Origin of the sequence: Marinomonas rhizomae (genome assembly GCF_024397855.1) — a bacterium.
Classification (GTDB): domain Bacteria; phylum Pseudomonadota; class Gammaproteobacteria; order Pseudomonadales; family Marinomonadaceae; genus Marinomonas; species Marinomonas rhizomae_A.
Map to the genome: position 1 here is coordinate 2737073 of NZ_CP073343.1, position 15735 is coordinate 2752807.

Annotated in this window: 8 protein-coding genes; 5 read left to right on the forward strand and 3 right to left on the reverse strand. The window is 44.9% G+C overall.

The features are described from left to right. The first annotated feature begins 31 nt into the window (after positions 1 to 31). The 5 genes from KDW99_RS13020 (at position 32) to KDW99_RS13040 (ending at position 5510) form a co-directional block, all read left to right on the forward strand. Complete coding sequence (locus tag KDW99_RS13020; protein WP_255825317.1) at positions 32 to 1498, forward strand: glycoside hydrolase; 1467 nt, start codon at positions 32 to 34, stop codon at positions 1496 to 1498. A gap of 106 nt (positions 1499 to 1604) precedes the next feature. Beyond that, the gene (fepB, locus tag KDW99_RS13025; protein ID WP_255825318.1) at positions 1605 to 2636 is read left to right on the forward strand and encodes a Fe2+-enterobactin ABC transporter substrate-binding protein; all 1032 of its coding nucleotides are present in this window, start codon (positions 1605 to 1607) and stop codon (positions 2634 to 2636) included. Further along, entirely contained in the window at positions 2633 to 3649 is a 1017-nt protein-coding gene (gene fepD / locus KDW99_RS13030; protein ID WP_255825319.1) for a Fe(3+)-siderophore ABC transporter permease, read from the forward strand. Before fepB ends, fepD begins: the two co-directional genes overlap by 4 nt. Beyond that, a complete protein-coding gene (locus tag KDW99_RS13035) occupies positions 3646 to 4662 on the forward strand; it encodes a FecCD family ABC transporter permease (RefSeq protein ID WP_255825320.1) in 1017 nt (338 codons plus the stop codon). Before fepD ends, KDW99_RS13035 begins: the two co-directional genes overlap by 4 nt. Next, positions 4659 to 5510 carry an ABC transporter ATP-binding protein gene (locus KDW99_RS13040; RefSeq protein WP_255825321.1) on the forward strand — a complete coding sequence of 284 codons (852 nt, stop codon included), beginning with the start codon at positions 4659 to 4661 and terminating at the stop codon, positions 5508 to 5510. Before KDW99_RS13035 ends, KDW99_RS13040 begins: the two co-directional genes overlap by 4 nt. Before the next feature lie 80 nt (positions 5511 to 5590). Here the strand turns inward: KDW99_RS13040 and entS are convergent, their stop codons facing one another. From entS to KDW99_RS13055, 3 genes are all read right to left on the reverse strand, one after another. After that, on the reverse strand, positions 5591 to 6889 hold the full coding sequence (gene entS / locus KDW99_RS13045; RefSeq protein ID WP_255825322.1) for an enterobactin transporter EntS: 1299 nt from the start codon (positions 6887 to 6889) through the stop codon (positions 5591 to 5593). A 67-nt stretch (positions 6890 to 6956) separates the two neighbouring features. After that, on the reverse strand, positions 6957 to 15488 hold the full coding sequence (locus KDW99_RS13050; RefSeq protein ID WP_255825323.1) for a non-ribosomal peptide synthetase: 8532 nt from the start codon (positions 15486 to 15488) through the stop codon (positions 6957 to 6959). An 11-nt stretch (positions 15489 to 15499) separates the two neighbouring features. After that, positions 15500 to 15724: an MbtH family protein gene (locus tag KDW99_RS13055; RefSeq protein WP_255825324.1), complete on the reverse strand. Its 225-nt coding sequence runs from the start codon at positions 15722 to 15724 to the stop codon at positions 15500 to 15502. Positions 15725 to 15735: the final 11 nt, after the last annotated feature.

The following is a 15735-nucleotide window of genomic DNA, read 5'->3' on the forward strand; positions in this document are numbered from 1 at the left end:
TAGTAAAACCTTTTATGAGGGATATGAACTCTTGTTTTATTCTAGATTGCAAAGACGGCACAATATTCATCAAAATAAATCGCTGCTCGTTAATCTTAACAGCACGACACCCATTACCACTATAGATCCAAGATACTTATCTTTCTCCATTGATATTTCCGTATTGGCTGGTGGTTTCTGGTGGGAAGGCAGTGAAGGCACACAAAGAGGACTTGGCACACAACGAGTTCCTCCTTTGGATTTAAACCAAGAAAAACTGAATTTATTAGTCAAAGGCCTTGGTAGTGCTTACGTACGTGTCGGTGGATCCGAAGCAGATAACGTCACTTATTTCACCAGTAAAAACATGAATAGTGAAGCCTCTCCAAACGCCCTGCTTCTTACTCGGGATATGTGGCATCAGCTTCATGATTTCTGCCAGCGAAATGCATTAGCCCTCATGTTTACCATGAAATATGGTCTATTCGAGCGGCGTCAACAAGGTCACTGGCAAGCAAGCGAAGTCAAAGCGCTGTTAGAATATAGCCAAGAGCACGGACAAAACATCGACATTTGTGAACTGGGCAATGAACTCAATGCCTATTGGGCGTTTCATGGATTAACGTCTCAACCCAGTGCGCGAAATCTTGCCAAAGACTACGATACCTTTATCCGTTGTGTTCGCCAATGTAGCCCAGATAGCAAAGTTGCAGGCCCAGGCAGCGCTTTTTGGCCAAGAATCGGCGAAGCTATCAAACCCTTGAGTAATATTTCCGCACCATTCCTAAGCTACCTAGAAGAACCTCTCGACATTGTTGATTGGCATTATTACCCATTCCAAAGCAGCCGATCTCCTGTTATAACGCGAGCAGCAACCATCAAAAATATTCTCTCGCCAAGCTCTCTTATGGATTACGAAAGATATTCAAGGCAATTAGAAAAGCTCAGAGATCAATATCAGCCCAACGCGCAACTTTGGACAGGAGAGACAGGCTCAGCTCAGTGCGGTGGACAAGCCAAGTTATCAGACCGTTTTGTATCCTGCTTTTGGTGGGCTGATCAATTAGGAAGAGGCGCGAAAATCGGCCAAAAAGTCATGATAAGACAGAGCTTAATAGGCGGTGATTACGCTCTTATTAACCGCCAAACGTTAAAACCAAACCCAGATTATTGGGTCAGCTGGCTCTGGGGCAAACTCATGGGTGAGCAAGTTTTTGATGTTCACAGCAACGACCCTTTTGTACAAATTTATTGCCATAGTGCCAAAAAAGTAGGCAAATGCACCCTTCTTATCATCAATATGTCTGCCAATCCCAAAATTTTACACTGCAACGGTTTTGGTGCCAAAAAGAAGCGCTTTGAAATCACCGCAGATTCTCTCACTTCAAAAAAAATTCGTATCAACGGCCTCAAGCCAAAATTTAAAAATGGCAAAGTCAAACTGAGTGATTTTCCTAAGCTCTCTAAGCTCAACCTAGTCAGCCCTTATAGCATTAACTTCTGGTGTTTTACTGTGTAACAAATAGAGACACTTAAAAAATAAATAGAAATGATTATCAATAGTATAAATATTCTATTCTCATCTATATAATGACGCGTTCTTCTCGGTCTACAGGATTTTAGACATGGTTCGCTTTATGACACACTTCAAGCAAGTTCTCGCTCTTCTTTTTTTAAGTCTTACTTTAGCAAGCTGTGACCAATCACCCACAGCCGCGCCAGACAAAACACAGTTAAAAATAGATCAGGTAGAAAAAAGCACATCGGGTTGGCCAAGAAAAATCATGACCCCAGAAGGTCTGCTCACTCTTAATAAAAAACCAACCAGAATTGTGTCCACCAGCGTCACCTTGACGGGGACGTTACTTGCTATCAAGGCACCCCTTGTCGCTTCTGGCGCTACTATGGCGAATACCAGCGTAGCATCTGAACAAGGCTTTATGCGCCAATGGGCAGATATCGCAGAAACTCGAGGTGTCACTCCCCTCTATCAAACCGAACCCAATGCCGAAGCGATTATCAAGGCCAACCCAGATCTAATCATCATTTCTGCAACTGGTGGAGATTCCGCCCTCAAGCTCTATGAGCAACTTAAAGATATCGCACCAACATTGGTTATTGCGTATGACGACAAAAGCTGGATGCAACTTGCGAGCATTTTTGGCGATATTCTAGGTTTAGAAGAACAAGCGAAAACCATGATCCAACGCTTTGAACAAGAAGTGAAACACACCAAAACTACGATTAACCTACCACCTCAACCGACCACGGCCATGGTCTACTACCAAGACGACACTGGAGCCAATATTTGGACCTCAGAATCTGCACAGGGTCGATTATTACAAGAACTTGGTTTTACTCTAGCTGACGTCCCTGAGAGCGTAAAAGGCGATATCAGCATGGGGATTCGTCATGACATAATCATCGCTACTGGGGAACGCTTTCCTGATGCGGTAACTGGCAATACCACACTGCTGTTTTCAGCCAGCACTGATAGAGAACAAGCATTTATAGATAACCCTTATCTACATGAAACAAGTTCTGTACAAAACCATCAGGTATTCGCCGTTGGCGAAGACACTTTTCGCCTAGACTATTACAGCGCCACCAATTTATTGAAGCGATTGCAAGCACTGTTTGGACGTGAAAAGTCATGACCAATAACACAATGTCTGCGTCAAAGAGCAAGCGATACGCTTGGTTGTTCGCATTGCTACTATTTTTGCTCATTATTATGGTCGCCGGTTTATGCATTGGAGCTAAGCCGATTTCCATGGACATTCTGTGGAATATATTCATGGGCGAAGAACATGGACTGGCTAAAACCATTGTTATTGAAGGTCGTTTACCACGCACGCTGAATGGGCTTTTTGTTGGTATGGCGCTTGGAACGTCTGGCGCACTAATTCAGGCAATAACCCGAAACCCTTTGGCGGACCCCGGTATTCTTGGTGTTAACTTAGGCGCCAGTTTAGCCATCGCGATCGCCATCGTCTTTTTAGGCGCAACTCAGCTGACCGAATTTTTTGGCTATGCGGCTCTGGGGGCTTTTTTAGCCAGCTTATTAGTGTATTTCGTTGGTAGCATAGGCGGTGGTAGAGCCGACCCACTGAAACTTACGCTAGCAGGGGTTGCCATTGGCGCCGTATTTGGCGGTATTAGCTCTGGCCTTACCCTTTTCAATCCTAGTGCATTCGATCAGATGCGTTTTTGGGCGGTTGGCAGCCTAGATATTCGCGCGATATCTGTCCCATTATTTATCGCTCCTATTGTCATCGGCGGCTGCTTGTTAGCCGTATCGATTACCCCAGCCCTTAATGCATTTGGACTAGGCGACTCTTTGGCATCAGCACTGGGCAGCAAACCCGCTCGTATTCAGTTATTGGGACTAATAGCAGTTACATTACTTTGTGGCGCTGCCACTGCGGCGGCCGGACCCATTGGCTTTGTCAGTCTAATGATGCCACATATTGCTCGCTGGATGGTGGGCCCAGATCAACGCTGGATCATCCCCTTTTGCTTTATTCTAACGCCCATATTGCTATTAATCGCTGACATCATCGGACGTGTGTTAATTGTTGGGGAATTACGAGTTTCTATTGTGACAGCGTTTATCGGCGCACCTATTCTGATTTATTTAGTGCGCAGAAAAGGAGCTTCTGGACTATGAAGGTCTATCGTAACCACACACTGACAACAACCACTGTTGTTAGTCACTACCCAAAGCAAATCATTTGTTTTTTTACTCTTGCGCTGGTCATTGCCACACTTTTTTTTGGCCAACACATTGCCGAAAATGTTCAAGATATTTGGCGACTTCTCACAGGTCAAGCTGCCCCCTATCAATCTATTGTTGTGTGGCAATGGCGAGCCTCTAGATTGTTTGCCGCCCTAGTGCTCGGTGCGGCGCTAGGAATCAGCGGTGCCGTATTCCAATCATTGGTTCGTAACCCTTTGGGTAGCCCTGACATCACTGGCTTTAATGTTGGCGCCTTTACCGGGGTTTTGCTGTCTATTGCTTTGTTTGGCAATCTCTACTGGTTCAGTGTATTGGGCGCAATTCTGGGCGGTCTTTTTTCTGCCTTGCTCGTTTATATTTTTGCCTATAGAGATGGCCATTCCGGTTTTCGATTAATCATTGTAGGCATCGCGATTAGTGCCACCCTTTCTGCGTTTAACCAATGGCTGATTCTTAGCGTTTCATTAGAAACCGCAATGACCGCTGCGCTTTGGGGCGCAGGCACACTCAATGGTATGACCTGGGTACGCATATTGCCCGCCGCAGTACTCATTGCGGTCTTTATCCTTTGTGCTTTTTTGCTTAATACTCGTATGAAATTGCTCGAAATGGGCGACGATACCGCGGCGGCGCTGGGCGTTTCAGTGAATAAAACCCGTCTCGCCCTAATGTTTGTTGGCGTTGCTCTAACCGCTGTCGCCACTGCCATCACTGGCCCAATAGCCTTCATTGCTCTGGCCGCTCCTCAGATAGCAAAACGCCTTGAAAACAGCGCGAGCACCTCATTAGGATCATCCGCTCTAGTCGGCGGTTTGTTATTACTTAGTGCAGATTTTATCGCGCAACATAGCTGGGAAGGCTCGACATTACCAGTAGGACTCATCACCGTGAGCTTGGGTGGTATTTATCTAGTGTTTTTAATTATTCGTGAGGGAAGAAAATGACAGCAACAGTCCCAGAAATTCAGCAGAACAAATCAAACGATACAGACTATCAAGCTTTGCCAGAACTTTCTTTGTCGACCCAATCTGTTACCCTCGGCTACGATCAAACAATCATCGCCAACAATCTCTCGGTTGATATTCCTGAAGGTAAGTTCAGTATTATTGTTGGCCCAAATGGCTGTGGAAAATCCACTTTACTAAGAGCATTGAGCAGATTGCTGCCGCCAACATCTGGCCAAGTACGACTAAATGGCCAAGACATTCATACTTTACCGACCCGTGAGGTAGCAAAAATACTGGGGCTCTTACCACAAAGCGCCATTGCGCCAGATGGCATAAAAGTGGTCGATTTAGTCGCTCGTGGTCGCTTTCCCCATCAAAAGTGGTTTCAACCTTGGCGCGAACAAGACCAGATAGCCGTAGAGTCTGCAATGAAAGCAACGGGCATCATGGAGTTCGCTCAGCATCATGTCGATCAACTTTCTGGCGGGCAAAAACAACGTGTATGGGTAGCAATGGCATTGGCTCAAGAAACGCCATTACTGTTATTAGATGAGCCAACAACGTACTTAGATATCGCTCATCAAATTGAACTGATGGATTTATTTCAAGACTTAAACCGCCTACAAGGTCATACCATGGTGGCGGTTCTGCATGACCTTAATCACGCTTGCCGATACGCTGACAATCTTATTGCTATGAAAGCAGGACAAATCATTACTTCTGGCGCCCCCAAAGACGTAGTCACTGAAGCGCTTATTGAAGACGTATTTGGTTTACCCTGTATTATTATGGAAGATCCTGTTTCGGGTACACCATTAATCATTCCAAAAGGCCGACAAGTATAGTTGAACTGCAAGCTATCAATAAAAAATGGCGATATCCTGGAACATCGCCATTTTCTTAGACTGCACAAGTAAAAGAACGATTATGCCGTAGCGTCTTTTGCTGGAAGAGTTTCTTTTTCAGCAACGTCATCATCAGGAAAGAGCGTCGTATCAATCAAACTGACACTTCTTAATGAATGCACTCCTGCGCTTAATAATAACGTTGCTGCGGCACAACCAAAGCCAAGGGCGACCAAACCCATAACTGGCGACAGCACTTTTACAATCACACCAATGCCTAATGCACCAGCAGAATCGCCTACCACATCTTGTGCTGTCCAGAAGCTACCAATTCGCCCTAACATATGATCGGGAGTGTGGCCTTGTACAATGGTGTATTGCAGCAAACCACCAATCGACCCTAGATAGCCAAACACAGCCAAGGCCAGCAGCATTAATACCAAATGCCCCATAAAACCCAACGCAGCGACACACAAGAAGGAAAAAAACGCCGTGAACAACATAACCACACCAGGCCTCTTCGCATGACGAACCCAACCGCTAGTAAGTGCTCCTAAAGTCGATCCCACAGGCACCGCAGCGTACATGAGCCCCACTTCAAACGCCCCGCCACCAAACGCGGTTGCCGCTAAAGCAGGAAATAAAATACGAATAGATTTGGTGACCGCTTCTAGCGTACCCAATGCAACAACCGCACGAATAATTTTATGCGTAAATACAAAGCTAAATCCGTCCATTAATGAGCGAATTGGATGCTCTTGAGGCCCACCTTCTTGCGGCTTCATGTTTGGCAAAGTAACCAAGGTAATTAACGTACAAAGCGTACCTATCGCTGCCAAGGTATAGTTCCATGTCACCCCAAATGACACAATCACTACACCAGCAACGGCGGGTGAAATGACGGAACCAATTCGAACAATCAACATGCTCAATGCGCCCGCTGTTGGCAAATTTTCTCGCCCGACTAAATGAGGAATAGACGCCATTAATGCTGTCATTCCAATCGCACTAAAAAAACCATCCCAGAGAGAGATAGCATACACAGCCCAAAGGCTTGGCTCTGATAAATACGCATTGGCTGCAAGCAAGACAAAACCAACTCCGCAAATAAAGCGCGAAAATAGAATCAGCCATTTGCGGTCCATTCTGTCTGCTAAAACACCTCCTAGCATCAGACCGACAAACATCCCCATTCCATCTAGCGCCACGGCAAAACCAACCTGTAAACTGGATCCCGTTAACTCATATATCTGTACCGGCACGGCAACATTTAGCATGCCAATACCCAACACAGACATCAGCCGAGCAATGAAAATAGCGCGAAAGTTTCTGTTGGTTTTTAGCAAACTAAAGTCCAACATGATATTTGATTTAGACATAACGACTCTTTAAATCTGGCGCGACAGTTCGCCGCGCTCTAATACGTTTGAAGTTGTTGTTTTGAAGCTATAGCTCTGAGACCAATTGGTTAAAAACAGGGCCCAGCGCAGTAAGTGCTTCAGGCGATAAAATATCTTCATGCGCAAAATCAAAATGATGCTCTTCGAGCTCATCGACATAAGGCGCCCATGCTGCCTGAATATTCATCTTCTCTGGCACGGTTTTATCTGCCACAAACAAAACAGCTTTGCCTTGATAACGCTGCGTTTTTGCCTTTGAAAGTAAAGCAACCGAGTCGGCATAGTTCTGCACAATATCGGCAAACATGGCATCTTGTGCTTCTTCAACCTGCTCATCTAACATATCTTCCGATGTATCCATGAACTTTGTCCTCTCACGCTCAACTTCATGCTGAATTTCAGCATCAACAGATTCGGACCAATCTTGCTCGTCGGGTGGATAAGTATCCAACAACCCAAGAAAGCTCACCTCCTCGCCTATTGCTTGTAATCGAACCGCCAGAGCGTGAGCAATAACACCGCCTAAGGAGTAACCAATCAAGCGATAAGGTCCTGTTGGCTGGCGCTCTTTCAATACTTTAAAGTGCTGTTCAATCACACCATCCATATTGGTTTGTGCAGCAATGGGCCCATCCGGCCGCGGAGACTGCAAACCAATCATGGGAAAAGTGTGCGATAGATAACGAGCAAAGCCAGCATATTGCCAAGCAAAACCAGACGCAGGATGAATACAAAAAATAGGTAAGCCAGTACCCTCTTTTATCGGTAACACCGCGCCAAAGCCAGATAGGTCGCGACTTTGTGTTGGGTCTTGATTGGCAATTACCAGGGCTAACGATTCAATAGTTGGGGACACCATAACCTGCCCAACCGTAATATTTCGCTTCAATACCTTACGCAGCTCTGAAACTAAGCGTACTGCGAGAATCGAATGCCCGCCCAAGGTAAAGAAATCATCACTCGCATTAAGGTCACTCACGCCCAATACCTTAGAAAAAGCATTGGCTATTTCAGTTTCAAGGCCTAATTTGAGCGCCCTTCCTTTTCTCACCCCTAAAAGGTCAGATGGTTGCGGCAAGGCTTTTCGATCAAGCTTTCCATTCGCACTTAGTGGCATAGCCTCTAGCTGCAATACTGCAACAGGCACCATATGGGCAGGCAATAATTCACTCATAGACGTGCGGATTTGTGCGGTGTCCAACACTCCTGAACGACTAGTGACATAGGCCACCAATTGACGAGCATCTGCGCCCATTGCACTGTTGTCTTGACCTAATGTTTTCGCCACAACAACAGATTGATCCACGCCAATTTGTGCCGCGAGCACTTGCTCTATTTCACCCAACTCAATACGTTGACCACGAATTTTAAGCTGGTCATCACTTCGCCCAAGGTATTCAACCGCACCACTGTCTAACCAACGAACCACATCACCAGTACGATACATGCGCTCACCATTGGCTTCTGGGTCAGCCACAAAGCGTGTGGCGCATAATTCAGGCCGATGCCAATAGCCATCCGCTAGCTGTACACCACACAAATATAACTCCCCAGCAACACCAATAGGTACTGGACGTAGGAAGTTATCCAGTATCCGCAGTTGAGTATTCCAAACGGGATAACCAATAGGTACCCCAACACCTTTTAATTGAGTCAAATCGTGACCAAAAGCAGGATAATAAGAGACATCCACTGCCGCTTCCGTTGGTCCATATAAATTATGAAGTTCGCAACCAACGCTCACTTCGAATTGCTTTGACAGCTCAACAGGCAAGGCCTCACCACTGCAGAAGACCCGTTTCAAGCGATGACAAGTTGCCGTATTTTCATCGCCTAATGAAGACAAAAATGCTGCTAACATGGAGGGAACAAAGTGCAAAGTCGTTATCTTATTGTCAGCAATCAATTGTTGTAATTGAAGCGGATCACGATGAGACTCTGGCGGTGCCATGTGCAATTTGGCTCCCACCATAGCACTCCAAAAGAACTCCCAAACCGACACATCAAAGCTGCAAGGTGTTTTTTGTAGAACAACATCGTCCGAGGTCAGCGGATATTGGTTTTGCATCCACAAAATACGATTCACTATAGCTTGATGAGAAACTAAAACCCCCTTTGGTCGACCTGTGGAACCAGAGGTATAAAGCAAATACGCTGCAGCTGATTGACTGAGCTCCGGTGCATTCCAACTTTCTAAGGTCTGCTTCACTTGAGAATCGTCTACTACCGCAATAGGAGCATCATATAAATACGGTCTTGCGTTCGTTTCAAAACGATCAACTTCATTTGATAGCGTAATTAACGCCACAGGTTTTGCATCGTCCAGCATGTAGTTGAGTCGATCATCTGGATACCCAGTATCAAGAGGAAGATAAGCAGCACCCACTTCAATAGTTGCCCACAAGGCAAGACTTAACTTAACGGAACGAGGCAGTGCAACCGCCACAACATCACCAGATTGAACACCTAAAGATTGTAGTTCTTTGGCCAGCGTAACAATTTGGTAACGAGCCTCTAAATACGTTAATTGATACTCATCATCAGATACACAAACCTGATGTGGTGTCAGACTAGCCTGCTCCATTAAACCATCACGGAGCGTCATTCTAGGCAAAGCCTGAAAAGTGTCATTCACGCTTTTTGTTATGGCTTTTTCGGCTGGTAACCTAAGATCTAATGCTTGCTGTGGCGAATTATCATCGCTTAACAACGAGGTTACCAGGCTATCGAAACGCGCTATTAGATCGTTAATTTCAGCACCACCTCGGTACTCAAACAGTAAATTTAACTGCTCACCAGGCAATGCTAATACCGTCAATGGGTAATGAGTGAAACCTCGGCTATACATTTCGTTGAGCTGTAAACCGTGATAAGTCTGACTAAATAAATCCGCCTGTTCAGGGAAGTTTTCCACCACCAGCAAGGTATCAAATAAATTAGCGTGCCCTCCTAATCGTTGGATTTCAGCCAGCCCCAATCCATCGTGTTCTAACAAACCAACTTGTTCATATTGAACTTGTTGCATTTGCTCCCACAAGGTCAATTCAGGCTGTAATTGCACACGGACAGGAACCGTATTACTGAATAGGCCTATATGTTCTTCTATTCCCGCCACATCAGAAAAGCGACCAGAAACGGGGGTACCAAAGATCACATCAGAGCGACCTGTCAAACCCGAAAGTAAGTTAGCCCACAAGGTTTGCAATACGCTATTTAAGGTAAGCCCTCGCTGCTGATAAAAACGTTTGAGCTTGGTAAACTTATCCTCGGAAAGTGTCAATGCATGAGTTTTGACTTGTGATGAAGGCGGTTGATCCGCAAATAGCAGCGTCGGGGCGGAACCCGCTAATGCCTCTTTCCACGCATCTCGCATCACCGTTTTATCCCTAGACATCAATCGCTCAACAACCTGAGAATACGGAACAGGAATAGCAGGTAATTCAATAGCACTACTGCCATAATCAGTAAGCAAATCACGAATTAAGATAGGCGTTGACCAGCCATCAACAACTAGATGATGGGCATTTACAAACAAGCAATGTTGATTATCTGACATGTGAACTAAAACAGTATTCAGCAATGGAATGCCTGCCGACTGAAACACCATAAAATCTCGGCTGAGCTCTTCGCGCTCAATCTCCTGCAATGTTTCTTGTTGGACAAGAACATCTTGATCCGTTAAATCAACGACCCGTAACGGCACCCACGTTTTCCGCTCGCCACGCCGCCAAGGTAGAATTTGTAACGCGGTATTGCCTTGTGAAAAATCAAATAAGGCGCCGAGTTGAGGATGCCTTTCCATCACAGCCCCTAACGATGCTTTAAGACGCTCAGTGTCAACAACACCAGAAAATGTCAGGCGTACTAAAGAGCTATAACTTGCATCCTTAGCATCACTCTCCTTTTCTAGCTGCGCATGAAAAAGTAGTCCTTCCTGCAAAGGCAAAGCGGGCAAAATGGCTTGTAAGGAGCCATATTGGCTTCTTAACCTATGTATATTCTGGTCGCTAAGATCCAAATTTTTCAGATCTTCTGGCACCAAGGTGTCCGCCGCTATAGCTTGGTGCGTTAGAGCGAATTTACTCATAGCCAACGAGGCAGCAGACAACTGATTAATCAGCTCTTGGGATTCTGTAGGCGCTATTTGTTGAATATCATGATCCACGTAAATAGCTAATTGCGGAGCCCCCTGACTGTCATCCACAAAAATATTTAATTCCAACGCATAAGATGATTTCAGCTGATCGGATTGATGTACTTCAAAGGTATCTTGAAAATAACGCCCGCCTTGCAGCAGAGAAAGATCATCCCGCTGAAAACGACCAAGGTAGTTAAATAAAATTTGTGGCGCTACTGTGTTGCTACTCTCAGCAAGTGAAGTCTGATCACCCAAATAGCGCAACACGCCATATCCCACACCATCATTGGGCACTCTAAGCAAACTACTACGCACCAACTGTACAACTTCTTCATAAGGCGCTTCAGGATGATTAAGATCAAATAATAGAGCGTCTTTTCCGGCCAAACGTATCGGGTATTCAGCGGTAAACCAGCCCAAGGTTCGAGTCAAATCTAGCTCACCAACCTCAGCACGACCATGGGATTCCAGCATCATTGAGATGTCTGTCTTCTTATATTGCATAGCGAGAGCAATATATAAAACACTCAAAATAGCCTCTTGCGGCTGACACTGATATTGCTTGGGTATAACGTCTAATAAGAGTTTAGAGACGTTCTCATCTAATAAAATCCGTTGATGCGCACGCTCATTAGAAGCTTCGCGCGCTATCAGTGGCTTACCTTTTCGTTGCTCCAACCAATATGCTTGCTGGGACAACCAGCGAGGCATCTCATCTGCCAGAACCTTTTGCCAATCTATTAAACTATTGGGTGAATTTGATAAGCTTCTCTCTGGGTCTTTCAATAAACCCGCTATATCAGAAAAAAGAATTCGCCATGACATCCCATCTATTATCGAATGATGCATAACAAACACAGCCGCTTTTTTATTGTTATTACGCAAATAAGCCACTCGCATAGCAGCAAAAGGCTCATTTGATTCAATGCGAACAAGCTGCTCGAAAGCATCGTCAGCCAAATTCGATAAAGCGCCTTGTTTCTCAAATACTTTTACAAAAAAAGCATTTTCAGAAGAGCCGATCTCAAGGTGAGAAGCATTAACCTGAGCCGCAAGAATGCTATGAGCTGCAATCAGTTTGACAATAACCTGTTCAAACTGCTGATGTGACATAGAATCTGGTAAAGCAAAACATACGGCCTGAAAATAAGGCTGATTAATACCTCCAGCTTCCTGCATCCATTGATAAATAGGTAAATTCGATAGCTGACCAGATTGAACACTTGGCCGCTTTTTAACAGCATCTACTCGTGATAATCGCGTTGCTATTGAACGGATTATGCGGCTTTCAAAAACATCTTTTGCGCGTAAAGAATAACCCTCTTTTCGCGCCAAACCGCCTAAAGACATAGCGACAATACTATCACCACCCAACGCAAAAAAGTCGTCATCAATAAAGACACAATCTAGATTCAAAACCTTCTGAACCCATTCGCACACCAACGCTTCTTTATCGTTCTTTGGCAAAATTCCACGGCTACGAATAATAATAGGGTCAGGTAGCGCGTTTCGATCTATCTTACCGTTTGTGTTTAATGGAAATTGCTCCAATAACGTCACAGTAGCCGGAACCATATACGAAGGAAGTTGACGAGACAAAACATCTAACAGTGCTCGAGCTTCATTTTGTGTTGCTTGCTCATCAGTAGTCATTTTTTGATAGTGATCAAGTACGACATAAGCATCTAAACGATGCGTACTGCCCAGTTTATTGGCGACAACAAGACTGCTTTTCACGTTTTCAATTGCATTCAGAACCGTCTCAATTTCACCAGGCTCAACACGATGACCGCGAATTTGGACCTGATGATCTATCCGACCAATAAACTCAACTTGCCCATCCTCTAGCCATCTCGCTAAATCACCCGTTCGGTACATCCTCTCACCCAATTTGAATGGATTAGCAATAAAACGAGCTGCGGTTAATGAACTTTGATTTAGATATCCATGCGCCAAGCCAGGACCTGAAACATAGAGCTCTCCGGTGGTTCCAATGGCAACTGGCGATAGGCTGGAGTCGAGAATATAGGATTCCGTATTGGCGATAGGACGACCTATCACGACTTGGTCCGAGTCTTTTATATCGGCTCCTAGGCTGTCTACCGTATTCTCCGTAGGGCCATAGTAATTTCTAACATTCAATGCTGGGTAACGTCGTGCTTGTTGCCATAAACGAGAAGATGGTGCTTCGCCACCAATGTAAATTAACTCAGGAAAGCACTTAGCTGACTCTATCGCCTCAAGATCAAAAAGCTGAGCCAGTACCGTTGGAGGCAGATCGGCGGCATGAACATGATGCTTATTAAAATACTGCTTAATAAGCTCAGAATCCTTACATATTTCATCGTCAACAATATGAAGGGTGTGTCCAAAGCACAGCCAATATAGCGAGTCCCAACTGGTATCAAATGAAAAAGAAGCGGTCAGCATGGCATTCACATTCAAATGCTTTTCTGCCAACGCCTTGCCATCGCGTAGCCAATGGGAAAACGCTAAATTAACTAAACCTTTGTGAGCTATCGCCACCCCCTTTGCTTTTCCAGTCGAACCAGATGTGTACATGATATAAGCCAAGTCATCTGACGAAGGAAAATCAAACACGGCTTTTAAGGGATCTTTTTGATTTACTGATTTTATAAAACTGACATCATCAACTGACACAACAAATGTCGTATCAGACACGTTAAAGCCATAAGCACCACAGGCAATCAATAACTGAGGCGCAGAGTCTTCTAGCATCCAATTAATGCGCTCTTCAGGATAAGTCGGATCGATAGGCAAATAATGAGCGCCTAGCCCCATGGCCGCAAACATAGCGTACACCATGCGCTCGTCTCGTGGTAAAGCCAGACCAACACAAGCGCCCTTTTTCACCCCAAACTCACTCAGCACTTGCGCCCATTTTGCGACATTGTCATTTAATTGTGCGAAGCTAATTGACTGTTCTTTCACTACGAGCGCTGGCCTAGTTGCCAAAGAATTATCTAATCCATGAAACTGTTCTATCAAACTCACATAGTCACTGCTAGGCGTGACGACACCCTTCTGCCAACGTTGAATCTGCAATTGCTCAGAGGTTAGTAACGTTGAAACATCGGCAATACGAGTATCAGAATCATCTAAAAGTCTTTCAGCAAATATTTCAAAACGCCGCAGATGCGTATTTAACGATTCGACATCGTATTTTTGATCATTACCCACCCACTCTATGTGAAGGTCCCCACTGTCAAAGTGCAAGCCGAAATCCAGATCTTCAACAGGCCCAGCAGCAAGGTGTTCTATTTTTGCAGCGACCTCACCAAACGAGAGGTCATAATCAAACAGCCGCAAGTTTAATGTTGGACCATATAAGGCTTCTCCCACACGATTTAAATCACGAGAAATTTGCTCAGCATTGTATTTTTGGTGCTTGCGTATGGCTTTCAAGCTTTGCTTTATACGTCGCGTCAGCTCAAAAATACCGTCTTCCAAATGCCCTTCAATAAAAACGGGCAAGACATTCACCACTGGCCCAAGCGCACTTAAAGAAACACTGCCAACGCGCCCCATAAATGGCAAACCAACCGGAACTCGCCACTGCCCCGTCATTCGAATCAAATACGCTGAGATCAATCCCATTGCCAGATCAGCAACGGTAAGATTAGAAGAAGGGAATCGATCTAGGCAGCTTTGTAAAGTTGAACCACCAATACGGCCATTTACTCTAATTAAACGCTGGGATACCGACGCATTTCCTGCCTCCGTCAATGCATCGCGATTAGATAAACTGACCACATTAGGTAAATCGGAACAGTATTCTGTCCAGAAAGCTTTATCACGTTGGTATTTATCTGATCGTTTATAGGCTTGCTCCTCCTCTACCACCTGAAAAAAAGAGGCATAAGGTGAGTTAGTGATGGTTTTTTGCAGAACAAGCGCCTGATAAATACTCGCCACTCTGGCGGTAAAAGCATTAAAACTGAAACCATCTAGCATGATATGGTGAAAACGCTGATACCAAACGTACTGCAGGTCTGACAGTTTAAAAACAATCTGACGAACCAATGGCATAGTCGAAGACAGCGTCAACTCAGCGTCCAAGTCTTGCTGAATAAGCGAATCCATATAAGCTTGCCCATCACTTTGATTCGAGATGTCCATCCATGCAGGAGTAAACTCGAGATCACTGCAATCCAACTGTTGGGTCGGAACGCCGTTATATTCGCGATAAACAGCCTGTACGGTATCGGCTTCTTTCAACCCTAGCTGAATAGCTTCTAGTAAATACTTAGAATCAAGATTCCCTGTGATGTGGACCTTATGCGCAATAGTAAAGGTATTAAGTTGTGAAGAAATATGATCGGCTAGCCATATGCCCATCTGCACATCCGTAAGGGGTGCAACCGTACTATCCTCTAAGCCTATCGATTTATTAATGCGCGATGCGATGTTATTTTCCATAATAAACTTCTTTAAGAACCGCTAGAAAGTGAAGGGGAATTTTGTGGGCGAATATCCGTCCAGTTCGTTTCGATATATTCAAGACAATTATCACGAGAGCTCGGCCCAAAAGCCTGTTGCCAACCTGCTGGCATAGTCTTAAAAAGCGGCCATAAACTATGCTGCTGCAGTGCATTTACTAAGACCAAAAACGCCAATGAATCATCGTCAAATGGGTTAATTGCTTCATTACTCATTTTTTTCTCCC

What these genes read in the sequence shown, in the direction of transcription:
- fepB (WP_255825318.1), top strand. Translation starts at nt 1,605, where the DNA reads ATGGTTCGCTTTATGACACACTTCAAGCAAGTTCTCGCTCTTCTTTTT.
- fepD (WP_255825319.1), top strand. Translation starts at nt 2,633, where the DNA reads ATGACCAATAACACAATGTCTGCGTCAAAGAGCAAGCGATACGCTTGG.
- KDW99_RS13035 (WP_255825320.1), top strand. Translation starts at nt 3,646, where the DNA reads ATGAAGGTCTATCGTAACCACACACTGACAACAACCACTGTTGTTAGT.
- KDW99_RS13040 (WP_255825321.1), top strand. Translation starts at nt 4,659, where the DNA reads ATGACAGCAACAGTCCCAGAAATTCAGCAGAACAAATCAAACGATACA.
- entS (WP_255825322.1), bottom strand. Translation starts at nt 6,889, where the DNA reads ATGTCTAAATCAAATATCATGTTGGACTTTAGTTTGCTAAAAACCAAC.
- KDW99_RS13050 (WP_255825323.1), bottom strand. Translation starts at nt 15,488, where the DNA reads ATGGAAAATAACATCGCATCGCGCATTAATAAATCGATAGGCTTAGAG.
- KDW99_RS13055 (WP_255825324.1), bottom strand. Translation starts at nt 15,724, where the DNA reads ATGAGTAATGAAGCAATTAACCCATTTGACGATGATTCATTGGCGTTT.